17 protein-coding genes and 3 pseudogenes are annotated in these 19,299 nt (G+C 34.8%); 17 read left to right on the top strand and 3 right to left on the bottom strand.

Annotated elements, in window-relative coordinates:
* Nucleotides 1–40 precede the first annotated feature (40 nt).
* The 12 genes and pseudogenes from QWZ06_RS16815 (at nucleotide 41) to QWZ06_RS16760 (ending at nucleotide 14,058) form a co-directional block, all read left to right on the top strand.
* A pseudogene (locus tag QWZ06_RS16815) lies at nucleotides 41–394 on the top strand (four helix bundle protein).
* A gap of 59 nt (nucleotides 395–453) precedes the next feature.
* Nucleotides 454–3,635, top strand: a pseudogene (gene carB / locus QWZ06_RS16810) (carbamoyl-phosphate synthase large subunit).
* Nucleotides 3,636–3,772: 137 nt separating this feature from the next.
* Nucleotides 3,773–4,594, top strand: coding sequence for a tetratricopeptide repeat protein (locus tag QWZ06_RS16805; RefSeq protein WP_290299782.1), 822 nt, complete (start codon nucleotides 3,773–3,775; stop codon nucleotides 4,592–4,594).
* Nucleotides 4,595–4,618: 24 nt separating this feature from the next.
* A complete protein-coding gene (locus QWZ06_RS16800; RefSeq protein ID WP_290299779.1) occupies nucleotides 4,619–5,065 on the top strand; it encodes a DUF6884 domain-containing protein in 447 nt (148 codons plus the stop codon).
* A 372-nt stretch (nucleotides 5,066–5,437) separates the two neighbouring features.
* On the top strand, nucleotides 5,438–5,968 hold the full coding sequence (locus QWZ06_RS16795; RefSeq protein ID WP_290299778.1) for a hypothetical protein: 531 nt from the start codon (nucleotides 5,438–5,440) through the stop codon (nucleotides 5,966–5,968).
* 170 nt (nucleotides 5,969–6,138) lie between these two features.
* Nucleotides 6,139–6,930 (top strand): hypothetical protein, encoded by a 792-nt coding sequence (locus QWZ06_RS16790; RefSeq protein WP_290299777.1) that lies wholly within the window; start codon nucleotides 6,139–6,141, stop codon nucleotides 6,928–6,930.
* 68 nt (nucleotides 6,931–6,998) lie between these two features.
* The gene (locus QWZ06_RS16785) at nucleotides 6,999–7,835 is read left to right on the top strand and encodes a hypothetical protein (protein WP_290299775.1); all 837 of its coding nucleotides are present in this window, start codon (nucleotides 6,999–7,001) and stop codon (nucleotides 7,833–7,835) included.
* Nucleotides 7,836–7,861: 26 nt separating this feature from the next.
* Nucleotides 7,862–8,242 (top strand): hypothetical protein, encoded by a 381-nt coding sequence (locus QWZ06_RS16780; protein WP_290299774.1) that lies wholly within the window; start codon nucleotides 7,862–7,864, stop codon nucleotides 8,240–8,242.
* Nucleotides 8,243–8,358: 116 nt separating this feature from the next.
* Nucleotides 8,359–8,853: a hypothetical protein gene (locus QWZ06_RS16775; RefSeq protein ID WP_290299773.1), complete on the top strand. Its 495-nt coding sequence runs from the start codon at nucleotides 8,359–8,361 to the stop codon at nucleotides 8,851–8,853.
* Between the two features lie 411 nt (nucleotides 8,854–9,264).
* On the top strand, nucleotides 9,265–11,442 hold the full coding sequence (locus QWZ06_RS16770; RefSeq protein WP_290299771.1) for a TonB-dependent siderophore receptor: 2,178 nt from the start codon (nucleotides 9,265–9,267) through the stop codon (nucleotides 11,440–11,442).
* 303 nt (nucleotides 11,443–11,745) lie between these two features.
* Nucleotides 11,746–12,921 carry a PepSY-associated TM helix domain-containing protein gene (locus QWZ06_RS16765; protein WP_290299769.1) on the top strand — a complete coding sequence of 392 codons (1,176 nt, stop codon included), beginning with the start codon at nucleotides 11,746–11,748 and terminating at the stop codon, nucleotides 12,919–12,921.
* A gap of 81 nt (nucleotides 12,922–13,002) precedes the next feature.
* A complete protein-coding gene (locus tag QWZ06_RS16760; RefSeq protein WP_290299767.1) occupies nucleotides 13,003–14,058 on the top strand; it encodes an alpha/beta hydrolase in 1,056 nt (351 codons plus the stop codon).
* Nucleotides 14,059–14,119: 61 nt separating this feature from the next.
* On the opposite strand, the gene QWZ06_RS16755 is transcribed toward QWZ06_RS16760, so the two are convergent.
* The 3 genes from QWZ06_RS16755 to QWZ06_RS16745 all read right to left on the bottom strand — a co-directional run bounded on the left by QWZ06_RS16755 (nucleotide 14,120) and on the right by QWZ06_RS16745 (nucleotide 16,583).
* Nucleotides 14,120–14,530, bottom strand: a complete 411-nt coding sequence (locus QWZ06_RS16755) for a hypothetical protein (RefSeq protein ID WP_290299765.1) — start codon at nucleotides 14,528–14,530, stop codon at nucleotides 14,120–14,122.
* Between the two features lie 177 nt (nucleotides 14,531–14,707).
* Nucleotides 14,708–15,712, bottom strand: a complete 1,005-nt coding sequence (locus tag QWZ06_RS16750; RefSeq protein WP_290299763.1) for a hypothetical protein — start codon at nucleotides 15,710–15,712, stop codon at nucleotides 14,708–14,710.
* Between the two features lie 19 nt (nucleotides 15,713–15,731).
* Nucleotides 15,732–16,583: a hypothetical protein gene (locus QWZ06_RS16745; protein ID WP_290299761.1), complete on the bottom strand. Its 852-nt coding sequence runs from the start codon at nucleotides 16,581–16,583 to the stop codon at nucleotides 15,732–15,734.
* A 68-nt stretch (nucleotides 16,584–16,651) separates the two neighbouring features.
* On the opposite strand from QWZ06_RS16745, the pseudogene QWZ06_RS28220 reads away from it, so the two are divergent.
* The 5 genes and pseudogenes from QWZ06_RS28220 to QWZ06_RS16725 all read left to right on the top strand — a co-directional run bounded on the left by QWZ06_RS28220 (nucleotide 16,652) and on the right by QWZ06_RS16725 (nucleotide 19,298).
* A pseudogene (locus QWZ06_RS28220) lies at nucleotides 16,652–17,171 on the top strand (Crp/Fnr family transcriptional regulator).
* Nucleotides 17,172–17,224: 53 nt separating this feature from the next.
* The gene (locus QWZ06_RS27925; protein ID WP_353959980.1) at nucleotides 17,225–17,515 is read left to right on the top strand and encodes a hypothetical protein; all 291 of its coding nucleotides are present in this window, start codon (nucleotides 17,225–17,227) and stop codon (nucleotides 17,513–17,515) included.
* Between the two features lie 5 nt (nucleotides 17,516–17,520).
* Nucleotides 17,521–17,772 (top strand): hypothetical protein, encoded by a 252-nt coding sequence (locus QWZ06_RS27920; protein WP_353959979.1) that lies wholly within the window; start codon nucleotides 17,521–17,523, stop codon nucleotides 17,770–17,772.
* Between the two features lie 43 nt (nucleotides 17,773–17,815).
* A complete protein-coding gene (locus QWZ06_RS16730) occupies nucleotides 17,816–18,328 on the top strand; it encodes a methylated-DNA--[protein]-cysteine S-methyltransferase (RefSeq protein ID WP_290299759.1) in 513 nt (170 codons plus the stop codon).
* A gap of 205 nt (nucleotides 18,329–18,533) precedes the next feature.
* Nucleotides 18,534–19,298, top strand: coding sequence for an isocitrate lyase/PEP mutase family protein (locus QWZ06_RS16725; RefSeq protein ID WP_290299758.1), 765 nt, complete (start codon nucleotides 18,534–18,536; stop codon nucleotides 19,296–19,298).
* Nucleotide 19,299: the final 1 nt, after the last annotated feature.

The following is a 19,299-nucleotide window of genomic DNA, read 5'->3' as shown; positions in this document are numbered from 1 at the left end:
TAAGATTTCAGATATTAGACATCAGATAACAGACTTGATCATGCATAATTTTGAAAAATTAGTTTTTTGGCAGAAATCAATTGAGCTTGCAAAACAAGTTTATATCATTTGTGTAGAATTACCTAAAGATTAAAAGTTTGGTTTGATTTCTCAAATTAAAAGATCTGTAATCTCTATTCCTTCAAACATAGCAGAAGGGGCAGGAAGAAATAATGATAAAGAATTTTATCACTTTCTTGGAATTGCAAATGCTTCCTCTTTTGAGTTGCAGACACAATTAATTTTGACTAGAGAATTAAAATTACTTGATGCAGAAAAAGTGGATAGTTTAATATCAAATCTGAATGAAATTCAAAGAATGATTTATACATTCAAATCTAATTTAAAAAAGTAAAACATCTTGTTGGAAGTCTGAAATCTGACATCTAACATCTTGTATCTAAAAAAAGAAAAATGGCAAAACGTACAGATATAAAAACAATTTTAGTAATCGGTTCAGGACCTATCATCATTGGTCAGGCAGCTGAATTTGATTACGCAGGAACGCAGGCTTGTTTGTCTTTGAAAGAAGAAGGTTACAAGGTAATTTTGATTAACTCAAACCCTGCAACGATCATGACAGATGTAGAAATCGCAGATAAAGTATATATCGAGCCGATTTCATTACAGTTTGTAAGTCATATCATCAGAAAAGAGCGTCCTGATGCATTACTACCAACACTTGGAGGCCAGACAGGTCTTAATATGGCGGTAGAACTTGAGAAATCAGGAATTCTTGAAGAATGCAAAGTGGAAGTATTGGGAACTAAGCTTTCTGCGATCAACAGGGCAGAAGACAGAGACCTTTTCCGTGAACTGATGAGAGAACTGAATGAGCCGGTTCCGGAATCAGACATTGTAAACACCGTAGAAGGAGCAATTGCCTTTGCTGATGAGATCGGATATCCTGTCATTGTTCGTCCTGCCTTTACGATGGGAGGAACGGGTGGAGGTATCGCTTCCACTGAAGTAGAACTAAAAGAGATCGCTGAATTGGGATTAAAGCACAGCCCGGTAACGCAGTGTCTTATTGAAAAATCAATCGCTGGTTTCAAAGAGATTGAATACGAAGTAATGCGTGATGCAAACGACAACGCGATTGTGGTTTGTAACATGGAGAATATAGATCCGGTAGGAGTTCACACAGGAGACTCTATCGTAGTGGCACCTTCTCAGACCCTTTCAGACAGAGAGTATCAATTATTGAGAAATGCTTCTTTAAAAATCATCAGAGCATTAGGAATTGAAGGCGGATGTAACGTACAGTTAGCCTTAGACCCGCACTCATTCGAATATTATATCATCGAGGTAAACCCTAGAGTATCCCGTTCATCGGCTTTAGCAAGTAAGGCAACAGGATATCCGATTGCAAAGATCGCTGCTAAAATTGCGGTAGGATTAACGCTTGACGAAATCATGAACCCTGTAACAGGAAAAACATACGCATGTTTTGAACCTGCTCTGGACTATGTGGTAACAAAATTCCCAAGATTCCCATTCGATAAATTCGAAACGGCTGACAGAAGACTTTCTACTCAAATGAAAGCAACTGGTGAAGTAATGGCGATCGGAAGAAACCTTGAGGAATCTTTACAGAAAGCGATCCGTTCATTAGAAACAGGAATTAAGCATTTAGGATTAAAAACAAAACAAGCTCAGGCTCTTACGGCAGAGGAAATCGAAAGAAGAATCAGAGTGTGTGATGATGAGAGATTATTCATTATCGGAGATGCTCTAAGAAGAGGATACGATTGGGAACAAATCGTAGAATGGAGTAAAATTGATAAGTTCTTCATTTGGAAACTAAAAAAATTAGTTGACTTTGAAAAAGTTATCGCTGAAAATAAATTTGATAAAGAAACATTAATTGAAGCTAAAAGATTAGGTTTCGCAGATATCAATATCGCAGTTCTTTGGGATGTAAAAGAACGTGAGATTTTCAACTTCAGAAAAGAAAATGGAGTAATGCCGGTTTACAAAATGGTAGACACTTGCGCCGCTGAGTTTGAAAGTGAAACACCATATTTCTATGGAACTTATGAAGAAGAAAACGAAAGTATAGTTTCTGATAAAGAAAAGATCATCGTTTTAGGTTCAGGGCCAATCAGAATCGGACAAGGAGTTGAATTTGATTACGCAACAGTTCACTCGGTTTGGGCAATCAAAGAAATGGGTTACGAAGCGATCATCATCAACAATAACCCTGAAACAGTTTCTACAGACTTCTCTATCTCAGACAAATTATACTTCGAGCCACTTACTGAAGAAGATGTAATGAACATCATCGAGCTTGAAAAACCTAAAGGAGTAGTAGTACAGTTCGGAGGACAAACTGCGATTAACCTTGCAGATAAATTAGCTTCTCACGGAGTACAGATCTTAGGAACTTCATTAGAAGACCTTGACAGAGCTGAAAACAGAGATAAATTTGAAAAAGCGCTTCAGGAGATGGGAATTCCTCAGCCAAAAGGAAGAACTTCCACTTCAAAAGAAGAAGCAATAAAAATTGCCAACGAAATCGGGTACCCGGTATTGGTGCGTCCAAGCTACGTTCTAGGAGGTAGAGCAATGGAAATTGTATATGCAGAAGCAGAATTAGCGCACTACATGGAACATGCGGTAGAAGCAAGTCCTGAGCACCCGGTATTGGTTGACAAATACATGGTAGGAAAGGAAATTGAAGTAGATGCGATCTGTGACGGTGAAACAGTGGTAATTCCAGGAATTATGGAGCATATCGAAAGAGCAGGAGTTCACTCCGGAGACTCTATTGCAGTATATCCGCCACAGAACATTTCACAAAGCGAAATCGAAACTTTAGTAGACTATACCCAAAGACTGGCGAAAGGACTGAAAGTGATCGGATTAATGAATATCCAATACGTTCTTTTCGAAGGAAATGTATATGTGATCGAAGTAAACCCACGTTCTTCAAGAACCGTTCCTTTCTTATCTAAGATTACAGAAGTTCCAATGGCTAATCTTGCTACAAAAGCAATTTTAGGACAGAAACTGGCTGATCTTGGCTACAAAAACGGATTGGTTCCGAATAAAGAAGGAGTCTTTGTAAAAGTACCGGTATTCTCTTTCTCAAAACTAACAAAGTTGACATCTCTTTAGGCCCTGAAATGAAGTCTACAGGAGAAGTTATGGGGAAAGATACTACTTTAGAGAAAGCCCTTTACAAAGGATTAGTAGCAGCCGGAAGAAAAGTTCCTATGCACGGATCTATCTTATTCACAGTAGCAGATAAGCACAAGGAAGAAGCCGCTGATTTAGCAGCAAGGTTCCATGAAGTAGGTTTCAGAATCTGGGCTACGGAAGGAACAGCGAAATTCTTTGGTGAAAAAGGAATTCCTTGCAAAATAGGATACAAAATAGGAGAAGAAAACGTAAACCTGATCGATCTGATCCAGAAAGGGAAAGTTCAATATGTGGTCAATACAACTACAAAAGGAAAACAAGCAGAAAGAGACGGATTCCAGATCAGAAGAATGAGTGTGGAAAACGGAGTTCCTTGTTTAACTTCAATGGATACGGTAGAAGCCATTCTAAAAGTTATCGAAAGCATGAGCTTCAAAATGGAGACGATGTAATTTCGAAAAATAAATAGTTGAAGTCCCGCAAGTTTTCTTGCGGGACTTTTCATTTTTAATGCCACAAATACACAAATTAAATTGTTGAAATGTGTAAATTGGGTAGCAGATAAAACATAGAAAATTTAAAAGAAAGTATGAAACTATTACCTGCCATTTTGGGCTCTGCATTTTTGACCTTTTCAGCTTGCCAGACGGATAAAAAACAAGAAAATGCTGTGCAGAATGATATTGTTTTTAAGGATAATCTGGGACATTCCTTGAGCAAAAGCGATATCGCCAATACCACAGGCAAAATAAACTATGAAATTATGGAGAATCAAAATATTGATCCTAAAGCGGAAGAACTGCATCAGGAAGCAAGACAATTGGGACAATCTGGTCAATATGACTTATCCATTGCAAAACTTAATGAAGCAATAAAAATTCAACCGAATTGGGCATATCCTTTTTATGATTTGGCCTTTACTTATTTATTGAAAGGAGATTTTGATAATGCTTTGAAGTTCTATAAAAAGACGGACGAATTGGAGCCCAAAGGGTTCTTTACAGCAAAGACTGCTTTATATTCATTGGAGGGAGAGAAGGAAGGCAAATTTCCTAAAGGTTTATATACTGCTTATATGCAGATTGAATGGACGGCAGATAAGAATAAGAAACTTGAAATTGCAAAAATGATAACCCAAAAAGTCCCAGATTTTGCTCCGGGATGGAAAGAATTGTCCCAACTACTGGATGATAAGACTGTACGACTAGATGCTATTGAGAAAGGACTTTCAAAGGATCCTGATGCTGAAACAAAAGGGATTTTGTTAATTAATAAAGCTTTGATATTGAGTGATGAAGGAAAAAAAGACGAGGCAAAACAAATATTGGGAAATCTTATTTTTTCACCAGATGTTACAAGATCTAATGAAGAATTGGCTAAGTTTACCCTGAAGACGATAACAGAGAAATAATCACAATAACATAATTTAAATTCTATGGCAAAGAAAATAATATTGATCAGTTGTGCCTCCCAACAAGGAAGTGCGAAAGCCAAGGCAAAGCATTTATATATCAGTCCATTATTTAAGTTGAGTTGGAGATATGCCAACAAACAAACCCCTGACAAAATATTTATCCTTTCGGGGCTTCATTATTTGCTAGATATTGATAAGGAAATTGAACCTTACGATGTAACCTTAAGTAATGTTTCTAAAGCTAAAAGAAGACCAGGACAAACCATATTGACCTCCAAGGAAAAATTAGATTGGGGTAAGAAAATCATTGGACAGCTCTCCAAGGAGGCGGATTTGCAGAATGATGAATTCATTGTTTTGGCAGGATTGGAATACATCAAACCAATCATAAAAGATATCTCATTTTGTGAGAACCCTTTGGAAGGACTAAGGATAGGAGAGAGACTTAAGTTTCTTAAAGAGAATTAATAAGGAATAAATCAATAATACTCAAAATTTACAACTGATTTCAGTTTTGAAGGTGGTTGTACAGTATAAAGAGCTTACTTTGATTGTTTTCGTGATGTATTACCACTATTACATGGGTTTCAACATACCTTTATTAATGTCGAAAAATAAACCTAACAGGTTTCAAAAACCTGTTAGGTTTGAGAATGTAATCTTTCAAATTTTTATATTACCATTATTATTCAATTGGAAACAAAAAGAAAGTCCGGAAAATATAAAAATTCAAAGTACAATCTTTGAATATCAACAACCAAAACTATCAGTGGAGGAGTAGCAAATAACAAGAGTTATTGTCAGATTTAAATAATCAATGGATACATTTACTGTTTTAATATGAAATTCAATAGTTTACTTTTTATGCTCATTTTTATTGGCTCCTGTGCAGTAAAAGATAATATTGACATTGATTCTGATTTTAGAAAATATGAATTAGCCTATAATTCTATTACAAATAAAATGAATTTAGAGAAACCTTTTCTCAAAGAATATAATTCCGATGCTTCTGGAGTGAAAATAATTCCCAAAGTCTTTAAAATTAAAAACTATTCTATCTATAGAAGCGAAAACTTTAAAAATGAGAATTCATTTTCAAATGAAGTAATTAAGAAGTTATCTGAAAAATATACACAACCGAATTGGAGAAAGGATAAAAGATATAAAGTAGTAAAGCTTGAGGAGTTAAAAGATTTTTATGGGCCATTGCAGTATATTTACTTTTCAGAAATTAAAAATGATTCACTTAGGGCAGACGTTTTAGGAAACCCTTTTGCTCAATATTCTATGACAACAGGAGTACATTATTTAATTATATTTGAAAATAATCAAGTCAAATCTGTTCAAAAAAATGTGGGACATTATGATTAGTCATAAGTATTCTTCAAGCTAATGATTTATAATGAAATACTAGAGCTAAACCTAACAGGTTTCAAAAACCTGTTAGGTTTGGAAGTTTAAACTTATTTTATTATCAAAACCTTTAAAAATTCAATTGATATAATGCATAGTTTTGAAAATCACTTTATAATATACCCAAAATGAAAAAATATTTAGTTTACATTCTATTATTCACCATTATTTCCTGTAATAAGTCTGATCAAAAAGTTAAGGTTTCTAATGCTGTAACTCCAGAAAGATCGGTTACTTTGGCATCAGTAAAAATTCAGAGCGGGAAAGAAATATCCTGGAAAGGACTTCTGAACGGGAAGACTCCCGTGTTTATGCATTACCAGATTGATGATAATATAATTGTTGGTGAAATTACCTATCTGAATACTAAAAATAAATTGCCAATAACGCTTTTAGGAACCATTGAAAGTGATAATAGTTACCGAATTTTAGAATTTGAGAAATCGGGAAATATAACAGGGGTTATTACCGGAAAGCCTACAGGAGGTGATTTCAAAGGAAGTTGGTTTTCACCCAAAACCAGAAAGGAGCTGGTACTGAATCTTACAAAGAAAGATACAGCTATTGCTTCAAGAGGGATTGAAACAAAAGTAGAAGATCTGTTTGGGCATTATCATTACCAGTACAGCGAAGCTGGATATCAGGGAGATTTGGTAATTAAGAAACAGCCAAACTCAAAAGCTGTTTTTGGAATAACATCAGTAACAGGAGAACCGGGAAGAAACCTTGCCCAAATAGATGATGATACCATCAATCTTAAAACAACCAATTTTACCTACAAACTGGCGGATACTGACGATTGTGAATTTAAAGTAAAGTTCTACAAAGGATTTGCCGTAGTGCAGTATACCCAGGGAGTTTGCAGTGGGCAATTCGGAATGAATGCCACAATCCATGGAATATACCTTAAGACAAAATGATCAATCATCTCCTGATTGTTTAGTGTTTAGAGGATGAACAAAATGGGTAACAGTATAATCAATATCAGATGGACGAAAAAGGAATAAAAATTTTATTCAAAACCATAAAAAATGCTCAGGATGAAAGCTTAAGTGATTGGTTTTATTGGGATTCTTACATGCAATATATTACTAAGGAGGATTTTGAATATGCAAAGAAGCATCATGTAATGTATGATGAGGAGAATATCACCCACGATGAAATTTGCAGAAGAATTAAAACTGCCGTAGCTAAGATTGAAAAACAGGATGTTGTAAACGCCTTTTTATACAGTTTGGGTACAAGACAATTAGAATATCGTTCATTTTTATCGAGTTACTGTATTGCAAAATCATTGGCAGAGCATCATTTTATAGCCAGTCCGAAACCGAATGAAGGAATCTGTGCCGTTTGTGGACTTCATACTTATGAATTTGAAGAACCTATTGAATTTAATACAATCAATTATTTTAAATATAAGGATGGGGCTTGTTTTGATAGCTTAATCCAGGTGTTATTTGATGTAGAGCAATTTCCAAAACTTCCCACCGTCCAGCCCAATGAGAATGATTATAATATTTTAAATGAACTGAAAGAGATCATTGAAACCTCAGAACCCAATGACAGAATTTCCCAGCTTAAAAAGAGGATTTCCAAAACATTCAAATCAAATGACGGAGAAAGGGTAGCATTGCTTGAAATTTTAGGGGTTATTGGTATCTTACATGATGATGAACATTTCGGATACGCTGAAAAACATGCTGCTTATCCTGAAAGAGAGCATAGACCCATCAGAAATGATGATGTTGGTTATCCGGCACGATGGTGGCAGGGGAAATTTGGAATTGATGCTGGAAAATGGAAGTACTGGTTTGAAAATCAGTGATATTATTATTTTAAATATTAAATACAATGTCAGAATTAGAAAAATATAAAAGACTGGTACTCGGGAGGAAATTATCCAATCTGTTTTTTACCAAGCAGGATGGACCTTATGATTATAGACCGGGCATTTCACCTGCGTATTATTTTTCAACAGTTATGGAGCTGGACGATACAGTGAAACTTCATTTTGGAAATGATTTTATCACGGATTGGATCAGCAAAGAGCCTCTTTTTATGGTAACGAATAGAAATTGGGCACTTCCAAAAGAGCTGGTTTTCAAAGGTCAAAAAATCATAGATCTGACAATAGGGGAAGAAGAACAGCTTGTTTTTCATTTAGAGAATGGAATAACCATAATGCACACGATTGATTATGGAGATCAGTTATTTATTAAAAACATTAAATAAATCTAATTTAATTTTTTTTGCTGATTTATATAAGAGGTTGTAAATTAGGGGATCATAAATAAATTATTCAACAATTATTATAAACTGATCAACTCCCACCAAACTATAAAACAACCATGGCAGAATATTACGCAAAATCCAATGATTCTTTATCCTTTGAACTCATCAATGATAATCAACTAACAGGAAAAATTGCCTATAAAAGTTGGTTTAATTTCAATGCTGTGATTGAACTGGCTAACGATCATTGTTTTCAGGTTGAACCTAAAGGATTCTGGGGTACAACCATTGAATTGAAGGATAACGAAAAGGTTCTGCTAAAGTTCAGAATGAACTGGAATGGTGAAATAATAGTACAAACGTATTTTGATGGTATAAAAGAAAGCTTCGTGTTTAAACATAGAGGAGTCTTCAAAGATTCATTTGTGCTTACTGATAAAATGGGAACTGAACTTTTAGTAATGAAGCCTCAATTTAAATGGAACCTCCTGAATTATGAATATCAAATCAATACTTCCGATGATTTTGAGAAGTATTCCAATAAAGACATTCTACTACTTACTTCGCTACACTGTGCCAACTATTATATGTCTATGATGGTAGTTGTATAAACCAGCAGGATCAGCATTTATTATTTTTATGATGAAATTATCACAAACTCATTTTTTTAACACTCAAAGTATTGAGCTTTATGAATCTAAAATTCATATAAAAACAAAATACTTGGGAAATAAAAATGAATTTGATATCAGCTATGAAAGTATTTTACCCAATACACATGATTTGAGAAAAAGTGAAAAGATTAGACATTGAACTGGGTAAGCAAACTAATAATATAAGTCTAAATTAAAGTAAATATAGCACGTAAATATCATCCGAAGATGAAATAAAGGGTTTCTGGTTTTCCGAAAACCCTTTATTAATGGCTTTTTTCAAGGGGTCTATTTTATGACATTCATCATATTTTTATTTAGAATTAATAAAAATAAAGTAATTTTGCTGGACTAAGCTTAATTATAAAAATGAAAAAAACTATTATTTCTGCATCTTTATTAGCAGTAACCATGTTCAGTGCACAACAAAGTGACACTCTTAAAGTAGCCGAGATCCAATCGGTATCCCTTCAGGGAACCCACAATTACAGAACCAAAAAATCAGAATCAGTAGCAAGACTTCCTCTTGAAAATCTCGAAAACCCAACGGTTTATAATCTTGTTCCTAAAGAGATCATTAGCGAAATGGGGGCAACCGATTTCAATACAGCAATGGCTTCGGCTCCCGGAGTTGTAGTAAACAACAGTGTGAATGACAGTGGTAACGATATTTTCCTGAGAGGGTTCAGTTCCAATGCCAGTTTCAGAAACGGATTGGTTCAAAATCCAAGAGTACAATCCGAAATTGCAAATGTTGAAAGAGTAGAAGTAATAAAGGGACCATCAGGAACATTATTCGGTGGAACTCTGGCTAACTACGGTGGAGTGGTGAATGTAGTAACCAAAAAACCACAGGAAAATTTCGGTGGAATCATCAACTATACTACCGGAAGCTGGGGAATGAGCAGAATTACAGCCGATGTGAATACTCCTTTGAATAAAGAAAAAACTGCATTGGCAAGATTTAATGTAGCCGCCTATTCTCAGGATTCTTTCCAGGATGCGGGATATAGCAAAGGTGTATTTTTCTCAGGAAGTATCTTATATAAAGTAAGTGATAAAACGACTGTAACCTTAGACACAGAATTCCACGCACCGGAAAAAACGCTTAATGCTTATGTTAGAAGATCTGAAAGCTTAACCTTACATTCTATGAAAGATCTTGCAGCTATTCATGGCAGATCATTTACCAGTAATGATGTTGGCTCAAAGAGAACCAATTTTGTAACCATGGCTGAAGTGACCCATAAATTTAATGACCAATGGACTTCGAGAACATCTTACCAAAGAGGAGAGGCTAATGAGAAAGAATCTATTTTTTTGGTATTAAACTACAAGGATAATAATTCGGTGAGCAGAAGTATTCGCCCTTTTGATAATTATAAGATCACAACAGATAATATTCAACAAAACTTTATTGGCGACTTTAAAATTGGGAATTTAAGAAATCGTTTGGTGGTGGGATTAGATTATTTCCAACAGACCAGCAAAAATCAATATCCGGTATATAAAGTAGGAAATAACCCATCTTCTGCATTCGTACCCTATCCTTTAGATGGGATCATTAATCCTGATAAAAGCAAACAGAAAGATGATGTTGTTATTTTAGATTCTACATCACCATGGACTCCTATTTCACGTGATATTATCAAATCACTTCCAAGAAACGGGACAATGTTCGATATCAATAAAGTGACTACATTCAGTGTATATGCATCAGACGTATTGAATATTACTGATAATCTATTGGTAATGGCCAGTTTGAGAATGGATAATTATAAGAATGAAAATTTGATCAGTAATGGTGCTGAAAAACAAGGTGAGTACAAACAAACTCAATTTGCTCCTAAATTCGGATTGGTGTATGAAATTGTGAAAGATCAGGTTTCATTCTTTGCTAATTATGTAAATGGATTTAAAAATGTAGCCCCTCAACGAGATCCGAGAAACACAAATGTTTTTATAGAATACAAACCTGAACAAGGAAACCAGATAGAAGCTGGGTTTAAGCTAGATTTATTAGGCAAAAAATTACTGACCACAGTAAGTTATTATAATATGAAAATTAAAAACCGTCTGATTGCTGATCCTTCTATTGACGGATTATATATTCAGGATGGAAATATCAAAAATCAAGGTTTCGAAGTAGATATTGTGGCCAATCCGGTTAAAGGATGGAATATTGTTGCAGGCTACGGCTTCAATGATAATAAATTTGATGACAGAAGCCCCGATGCAGGAAAAAGAAGTGCCTGGACACCTAAACACGTAGCCAACTTCTGGACAAGTTATAAGATTATGGGAGGAATCTATGAAGGTTTAGGCTTCGGAGCAGGGTTCAATTTTGTAGATAAAACATATATCAATATCAAAAATCATTTCCTGGCACCAGCGTATACTACAGTAGGAGCAACAATTTTCTATGATAAGAAAAAATACAGAATCGGTCTGAAAATGAATAACGCATTAAATGAAACGTATTGGAACTTCTATGGGCAGCCACAAAAGCCGAGAGAATTCCTGGCCAACTTCGCATTTAAATTCTAATACCTATTAAAAACAAAAATATGTTGTCTCAACTTTAAAGTTGATGGGAAAACGCAATGGCGTAAAGAAATAAAATATTTTCAGCAAGAAATAGCCGATTATATATCAATTTTTACAAATTTCAATAGAATATATGATCTGTTTTCAAACATCTGTATAATCTGTTAAATCCGCGAGAGATAATATAACACAGCCTGCCATTGTATTGAAGATAAAACTTTTGGGTCTTATAGCACAAACATGTTAAAAATCTTCGCGCCCTTGCGCTTTTCCAACAACAATGAGAAGACAATTCTTTCAGATATGGAAAATAAAAAAACTAACCCCAAGAAAAAACAAGGGAAATCCCTGACCAAAAGAATTACAGGATGGCTCCATCTCTGGCTTGGACTTGTTTCCGGGATCATACTCCTTGCCGTTACACTTTCCGGAACAGTTTTCGTCTTCTGTGACGAGATCGTTGACCTTTGTGGAGGAAGTGCCAAATATATTCAGGCTCCGGCTAATACTAAAAAAATGTCTCCTGAGGAACTGTTGGCTAAATTTCATGAACAGGTTCCGGATCGAAAAGCATTTTATTTTGATACCTATAGAGAAGCAGACAGAACATTCCGTGTAGCTTCTGCTACCAAACCGCCAAAAGATAAGAATACTGAAAAAGCAGAAAAGCCGAAAGGAAAAGGTCGTGGGCCAAGAGGAGTATTTGCCTATCATTATCTTGATCCTTATACCGGAAAAGTGATGGGTTCTACAAAAAGCTATGAGTTTTTCTATGTGGTAGCCCATATTCATGCACAATTGCTGGCAGGTAAATTGGGAAAAACGGTAGTAGGAGTGGCTTCTATTATATTTTTTATTCAGTTAATCAGTGGCTTGATCCTCTGGTGGCCAAAAAAATGGAATAAGACGACAAGAACTACCGCATTTAAGATCAAATCAGGAACGAAATGGCGCAGAAAGAATTATGATTTTCATAATGTTTTCGGATTTTATTCTCTATTACCAGCCGTATTTATTACCATTACAGGATTGATTATGGCGTATAAGGTTTTAACAGATCTTACTCAGGTTACTTTTGGAGGAGTTCCCGATGCTCATAAAATTGCTGAAAAATTTGATCCCAAGTATGATCCGGATAAAAAAGCATTGTCGTTTACAGATTTTATAGACCGAAGCTTTAAAGAAATTCCTCAGGCAGAGCAGGTCAGAATGAGTATTCCACGTAAGGATTCTGCAACAGTTTACAATGTAATGGCTGCTAAATTTATTGGGTTAAAAAGTATTGTTGACGGGAAAAGTAAAGAAGTTAATAAATATACCGGAGACGAAATTAATTACCCAAAAGAAGTGCTGATGCATGAAGTGATAGAACATATGAATTTCGATCTGCATGTAGGCTATTGGGGCGGTATGTTCGGGAAAATATTCACTTTATTATCGGGATTATCTGTAGCAGTCTTCCCATTACAGGTTTCCTGATCTGGTGGGGAAGAAGGAATAAAACGACTAAAAAGAATACAGAAATTAAAAATATTCATCAACACAGAAAAGAATCACATCATGAACAACTGGTTTAAAATTATATATCTATCTATATTTTCATTCTTCACACTTGGAAGGGCTCAGGAAAAGCTTACTATTGGGGAAAAACAAACAGTGTTTTCAAAGGTTTTAAATGAAAACAGGGAGATCTGGGTTCATCTGCCTAAAACGTATAATGATACCAACATTCATCCTGCAAAATATCCGGTGATCTATCTTTTAGATGGTGAGATCAATTTTGAATATTATACCGGGTTGACAGATTTTATCGCCAGAACTCCTTACGCTGATATGCCGGAATGTATTGTTGTAGGCATTAAAAATACAGAACGTACAAGAGATCTTACACCTACAAAATCTCAAAAGAAAAGCCCGGTAAATCCGTCTCTGACTCTTTTTGCAGACAGCGGTGGAAGTGAAAACTTTGTGAAATTCTTACAGGACGAGCTGAAACCTTTCATCAGCAAAAACTACAGAACGCAGGATTACTCTGTGTTGGCAGGTCATTCATTTGGAGGCTTGTTTGCCATTAATGTTTTGATTGGCCATCCGGATTATTTCAATGCCTATGTTGCTAATGATCCAAGCCTGTGGTGGGATAATGAAGTAACACTTTCAAGAACAAAAGACTATCTTGATAAACATAAAAATTTTCCTGTCAATAAGTTTTTATATGTTTCTCAGGCTGATAATGAAGAGCAACAGAAAAACTGGAATTCTGATATGACACAAGCCATAGAAAAATTTAAAGCCATGGTAGAGAAAAATGGGACATTGAACTATAAACACCGTTTTTTTGAAGGGGAAACCCATGGAACGGTTTCTTATCCCGGAAACTATGAAGCGCTAAAGTTTATATTCAAAGGTTTCAGAACAGATATTAAGCAGCTCGCTAAAAATCCAGGGTTACTGGAAGCAGAGTATAAAAAATTCTCAGGAAAAATGGGAGCAGAATTTACTCCTTCCGAATCCTGCCTGAATGTGATTCTTAAATTCATGAAAGGAAATGATTTTAAAGAATCCGAAATGTATTTTATAAAGCTGAAAGACAAGCTTTATCCAAAAATTAAATAATTGATAGATTGGGGTACGTTGACAACAGTTCAACGTACCCCATTTTTTATAGATGATTGTTTTATATTTCGTGTTTCATGAAGTAAAGACATGTGAAATTGAATAATGCTAAAGGCAGCCAGAATGGAGAGGCAAGAACAATCGCAAAAATAAACATAGGAATAGCTCCTTTTAGTCCGGCGCTTATGATTCCGTCTGTTGATAAACGATTCCCAATGGAAGTACAAATACATGCAATGAATAAGGATGAAAGACTTAATCCAGCCGAAATTCCAGCCAGTTTCCAATTACCATATTTCTTAGAACTGTTATTCAGTTTATAAAACACAATTCCATAAGTGATGAATATAAAAAGAGAAATAAGAATATGATAAATAGACATCAGACCCGGAAAAATGATGATGAGTACAATGTTGCCAATCAATAGATTAATGAAAATGCATAAGGTAAACAGATGTATATTTTGTTTCATAATTGTGCTTTTGTGTGATATTAAAATTACACTATTTTTTTGCTTCCGGATTCTTTTTATATAAAAAAAGCAAACCTGTGAATACACAGATTTGCTTATAAGTCTATTTCTTTAAAAAATACCTTGCAAATATTACTGATCGAGCATATTCAACAAGCTGTTTTTTTAGTTCAACAATTAATGTCTGTTGTCACAATTAATACTAAGCTCAGTTTTCTCTTTATCCAGGAATGTAATCACCGGACAACCAAAAGAAGGGGCTAAGAAATTAAAAACTACAGGTGCTTTTCCTTTAAAAAGTTTACCCGTCCATTGAGCATAATAATTGGAGGGATCATTTTCCGTTTTTTCAAGCGGATTAAATTCTGCACCGTCTCCAATGGAAAATGTTTTCTCAAATACTTTCTCATTATGATCGTTAACGACCACTAATTTACGCTCCTGAGTTCCATATTCTTCAAGAAGATCCTGTACATAATACGTCAGATTTTCATATTGAGACTGGTAAGTGCCACCATATTTTAATTTTGAACCCGGAAAATACTTTTGCTGAATATCAGCTCCGGCTTTTTTCCATTTGATCATCTTCATCTGATTTTCTACAAATGGATTTTTGTTTCCAAAATAAGCGATTACATTAGCATATTTATCAAAGATATCATTGCTTTTTTGAGTATCGAGTTGGAATCCCAGCATATAAGATTCAGGATCTATTTCATCTCCTTCGCCCATATAAGGGGAGATATAGGCCACAGCTTTTAGCTTATTTACAGGGATTTTTTGCAATTTATTAGTCCCGTAATTGTAAAGATATAAGGAATCATTTTCGGTAATGTGAATGCCATCCAGCATTTTTTTTCTGTAAGGAGCATCCAACTCAATATAGGACATTTTTTCAAAAGGAAGTTCCTTTTGCTTGTTTAGAAAATCTGCCGGAATAGCATTTTTATCATTATAAATGTCGGATACGGAAATAAAAGAATCCATAAGCTCTTTGCGCTGAACGGTAGAAACATTAAAAATATTGAAATTCTTAAAATCTATTTCCTCTTCTGTTGTAACCGTTTTTACAGAATCTTGAGTGATCGTTGTCTGATCCTGTACCGGTTTGTTGTCATCTTTTTTACAGCTGATGATCATCAGTTGTGAACATAAAAGCACTATGGCTGTATTAATCTTCATTATTTAAGAATATTTTCAATTATAATTTATAATAAGGCTCTGCATAAAATCTACTGGGCTTAATGTAGACCGTATTCCTGTCAGAATCAAAAATCCAGATAAATCTGCGCATCATGTCTGCTCCAAAATAGCTCACATTTTGAGTTTTAAGATCACCTGCAAAAAATCCTACAGAAGCATCCTTGAAAATAAAATCTCCAATTTTGAAAGCAGGAAGAATTCCCTGTTTGGTTATCAGACTTTCATTATTGGCATTTTTTAATGTCTTTTCTCCGATGATCTTTAATTTTTTGTTGAGGTCATGTTTTTCAGCAAAATCATTACTGTACAATATACCGCCTGAGTAGCCGGATTGAAGAATGAATAAAGCTTCATGAGACAGACTTCCATCAATAGTATTATCGCCTGAAATTTGAAAAGAGCCGTTATTCATCGCTATTTTAAGAGGCTGAAACCCTTTCAAATCAGGTTTTTTATCATAAATGACAAATTGGTTGTTGTCATAATCAATCTTAAAAGATTTTCCCTCAAAAAGAGCAGTTCCAATCTTTCCATCAGCTTCAAGACCTGTCAATTGATTGTCTGTAAAGCTGATGTCTTTCCAACTCATATTGCCAATGTCTATGGTATTGTGCTTACTAATTTCCTCTTTATTGAAAATAATATGATCCGTTTTTCGCTTTCGTTGCGGCGAAATAGCACCATCTTTCATTGCAATCTGAAACATCAGATCTAAGGAGTCTTTTTTGTTGACAAGTGTTTTTACAATAATAGTATTATACTTAGTCATCCGGAAAGGGATAGTTTGTTGAGCTTTTATACCGGAAATACCGGCAGAAAAGAACAGAAGAATACTTATTTTTTTGAGCATTATTCGTGATTAGTGTTTCAACCTCTAAAATTACCCATTATCTTTGGAACACCAAATAATAATATGAAATGGTTGAAAAATTGCTTCAAAGCGGAATTCATTGGGAAGATAGAGAATTCAAACGGAATGAATTTCTCAAGATCTCAGGAAGTACAGATACTGACATTTATTGTATCGAAAAAGGAAGCGTTCGGATCTTTATGATGGATGAAAATGAAGAAAGAATCATTCGTTTTGGATATACCGGGAATATTATTGTTTCTCTGGATTCCTTTCTTTCAGGCAAACCATCGGAGCTTTATATTCAGGCCATAAAAAAAAACTACTGTGAAAGTGGCTTCAAAAAAGGATTTCTATGATTTTATTCAATCCGATGAAGATCATATGAAATTCTGGATGAATGTTTTAGAAGACCTTGTACTTCAGCAGCTGGAAAGAGAGAAAGACTTGTTGATTAATGCTCCGGGAGAACGTTTTGAAAGAGTATTAAAAAGAAGTCCAAAGCTATTTCAGGAAGTCCCCAATAAATATATTGCCAATTATCTCAGGATGTCACCGGAAACCTTATCAAGGCTTAAAAAATCTTGAGTTGAATCAATATTTAAGAATAAACCGATTCGGAAATTTGTAAAAAAACAGTAATGAAAATTTCAACCGAAATATTGTTAAATGAATTAAAAAGCAAAACCGGGCAGCACTTGCAATATGCCGAAACTCTTTTGTTAAAACCGGAAGATGAACTGAATTTCAGAATATCTGCCGATAGTTGGAGTGTATTGGAATGTCTCGAACATCTCAACTGTTACGGAAACTTTTACATCCCTGAAATTTCCCATAGAATTTCTTCTTCTGCAACAACCCCGAAATCTGATTTTAAGTCAGGGATTTTAGGAAATTATTTTGCTAATATGATGCTTCCCAAGGAAAGTTGAATAAGATGAAGACGCTCGAAATCATGAATCCGATTCATAGTCAATTAAATAAGGGTGTTGTGAATGAATTTATACAGCAGCAACAACAATTATTAGATCTATTGGAAAAGGCAAAGCATATCAATCTGGAAAAAACAAAAACCGCCATCAGTATTTCAAAATTAATCACTTTAAAATTGGGGGATACTTTCCGTTTTGTGATCTATCATAATCAAAGGCATATTGTACAGGCAGAAAAGGTTATAAAGAATATATAAAAGAAAGCGGTGTGAATTCCGGAAAAATAGTACATTTAAACTAATGGAATTCATACATCAAAAAACGATACAGACTCCACTTGGAGAAATGATTGCCTGCGCGATTGATCAGGGAATCTGCCTGTTGGAATTTACAGACAGGAAAAATTTTGAAAAGCAACTGAAGTCCCTATCAAAGACATTGAAGGCTGAAATCGTAGAAAAAGAGCATATTCATTTTCAACAGCTCGAAACCGAATTGGGCGAATATTTTGAAGGAAAAAGATCACAGTTTGAGATCCCGTTATTCACCACAGGTACTGAATTTCAGGAAAAAGTTTGGCAGTTGCTGCGCGAAATACCAATGGGAGAGATCAGAACCTATAAACAACAATCTGAACTGCTGGGAAATCCCAAAGCTATACGTGCTGTAGGTACTGCTAATGGGATCAATAAGATTGCCATTTTAATTCCGTGCCATCGTGTGATTGGCTCCAGCGGTGAATTGGTAGGGTATGCAGGCGGAATCTGGAGAAAGCAAAAGCTGCTGGAATTGGAAAAAGCAATTTTATTTTAGAGTAGAAATCATTTAATAAGTGAATTTGGTGATAAAATATAGCCTAAATAAGGCTAAAGAATTATATCTTAAATTTTAGTCATTTATCAATTCAATAAATTTTCCACTTCCATTCTCAAGCCTCCTTATTCTGTTTTTAAAAATACTTGTTCATTTTTCGGTTGCAGTGACCTGAACAATGTTTCTACTTTTGAATAAAAAAAGAATGATCAGTTTCAAAAGTTTACATCGGAAAGAAGAGCCTTTATTAGTAGGGAATGTGTGGAATGTACAAAGCGCAAAAGTATACGAAACGTTAAAGTACAAAGCCTTGGCAACTTCAAGTTCAGCAGTAGCGGTGAGCTTAGGATATGAAGATGGGGAACAAATGAGTTTCGAAGAATATTTTTATATAATTAAAAGAATAAAAGCATCTGTTTCAATACCTTTATCTGTTGATTTGGAAAGCGGGTATGGGAGAACTGATGAGATCATTGTTTCCAATATTATCAAACTGTTGGAAATCGGCATAGTCGGAATAAATCTGGAAGATAGCTGTGTTATTGACGGAGAAAGACAGCTTTTAGACAGAAACTTATTCTTTGAAAAACTAAGCAATATTTTGTCAATGCTAAAAGATAGACGAGGTGAAATCTTTATCAATGTAAGAACGGATCCTTTTTTATTGGGAACGGAAAATGCATTGGAAGAGACGCTAAAGAGAGTTGAACTGTTTGAAAAAATTAATGTTGATGGAATTTTCGTTCCCGGGATGACGGACGAAGAGGATATTAAAGCAATTGTCAAGGCAACATCACTTCCAATTAACGTTATGTGTTTACCTGATCTTCCGGATTTTGAAACTTTGAAATCAGCAGGTGTAAAAAGAATTACTTCAGGCGCTTTTTTAAACAGACATATTTATGATGAACTGGAAAAAATAAGCAATACAATTACCATTAACAAAAGCTTTACTGCACTTTTTATCTGAT

The organism is Chryseobacterium tructae (assembly GCF_030409875.1).
Classification (GTDB): domain Bacteria; phylum Bacteroidota; class Bacteroidia; order Flavobacteriales; family Weeksellaceae; genus Chryseobacterium; species Chryseobacterium tructae.
The sequence above is the reverse complement of the archived record's forward strand: the minus strand, read 5'-3'. Positions and strand labels throughout refer to the sequence as shown.